This window comes from Mesorhizobium sp. M2A.F.Ca.ET.037.01.1.1, assembly GCF_003998075.1.
Taxonomy (GTDB): Bacteria; Pseudomonadota; Alphaproteobacteria; order Rhizobiales; family Rhizobiaceae; genus Mesorhizobium.
On the sequence record NZ_RZSA01001221.1, the window covers coordinates 1 to 1,717 of the forward strand.

Here is a 1,717-nt window from a genome sequence, read left to right on the forward strand (position 1 = left end):
TCCCCGGCGAGCAGCCGGAAAACTCCGTGATGCCGACCGCGATATCGAGCTTGTTCTTGCGGATCATGCGGCCAAGCTGGAGCGCGGCATCGACATTGCCGCCGGGAGAATTGACGACGATCGGCAGTTGCCTCCCATCGAGCGTCTTCAGCAAGCGCCTGAACAGCGCCGGCGTGCCGGCCTCGATCGTGCCTTCGGCGGAAATCCATTCCGGGCAATTCGGCTCGCAGCCCGTCGCGCTGCTCCTCACCACCACGAAGCGCATCGTCGGACCGAGATCGGGCGGATCCTCCTTTGCGGCGGCGCCAAAGGCGGCCAATCCCATGGCGATAGCCAGCCCGAGCCGGATAAGCCGCAGCAAAATGATTTTTGAACGAAACGCCGAAACCACGCCTGGCTAGCCCCTCGGGTACAACTCATACTAGTTCCAGCGACGATGCTTGCAACAGAATTGAGCTTGCCGGCCCGATACTGCTTCCAAACGAAAAGGGCGGCCCGAAGACCGCCCTTTCCCTTGTCGAACCGGCAACGGCCGGATCGATTACTCCTTGATGGTGACGACGATGCCTGCACCGACGGTGCGGCCGCCTTCACGGATGGCGAAGCGCAGCTTCTCTTCCATCGCGATCGGCACGATCAGCTCGACGTCGACGGTGATGTTGTCGCCGGGCATCACCATCTCGGTGCCGGCCGGCAGCGTCACGATGCCCGTCACGTCCGTCGTGCGGAAGTAGAACTGCGGACGGTAGTTGGTGAAGAACGGCGTGTGACGGCCGCCTTCGTCCTTGGTCAGGATGTAGGCTTCGGCCACGAACTTCTTGTGCGGCTTCACCGAGCCCGGCTTGGCCAGAACCTGGCCGCGCTCGACGCCCTCGCGGTCGATGCCGCGCAGCAGCGCGCCGATGTTGTCGCCGGCCTGGCCCTGGTCGAGCAGCTTGCGGAACATCTCCACGCCCGTGCAGGTCGTCTTGGTGGTCGGACGGATGCCGACGATCTCCAGTTCCTCGCCGACCTTGACCACGCCGCGCTCGACGCGGCCGGTCACGACCGTGCCGCGGCCCGAGATCGAGAACACGTCCTCGATCGGCATCAGGAACGGCTTGTCCAGCGGACGAACCGGGGTCGGGATGTAGGCGTCGACCTGAGCCATCAGCTCGCGGATGGCGTCCTCGCCGATGGTCTTGTTCGAATCCTCGAGAGCGGCCAGCGCCGAGCCCTTGACGATCGGAATGTCGTCGCCGGGGAACTCGTTCTTCGACAGAAGCTCGCGAACCTCGAGCTCGACCAGCTCGAGCAGCTCGGCGTCGTCGACCTGATCGACCTTGTTGAGGAACACCACGATCGAAGGCACACCGACCTGACGGGCAAGCAGGATGTGCTCGCGGGTCTGCGGCATCGGGCCGTCGGCGGCCGACACGACCAGGATCGCGCCGTCCATCTGGGCGGCACCGGTGATCATGTTCTTCACATAGTCGGCGTGGCCGGGGCAGTCGACGTGGGCATAGTGACGGTTGGCCGTCTCATACTCGACGTGAGCCGTCGAAATCGTGATGCCGCGCGCCTTCTCTTCGGGTGCTGCGTCGATCTGGTCATAGCGCTTGTATTCGCCAAAATACTTCGTGATCGCCGCCGTCAGCGACGTCTTGCCATGATCGACGTGACCGATCGTGCCAATGTTCACATGCGGCTTGGTGCGCTCGAATTTACCTTTTGCCAT

At 63.5% G+C, this 1,717-nt stretch carries 1 protein-coding gene and 1 pseudogene; both read right to left on the reverse strand.

All coding sequences use genetic code 11. The features are described from left to right. Positions 1–325 (reverse strand): annotated as a pseudogene (locus tag EOA27_RS35315) (hypothetical protein); the annotation flags it as partial. Positions 326–541: 216 nt separating this feature from the next. Beyond that, positions 542–1,717, reverse strand: a 1,176-nt coding sequence (gene tuf, locus EOA27_RS35320; RefSeq protein ID WP_126082815.1) for an elongation factor Tu, incomplete at its 5' end; no start/stop codon positions are given.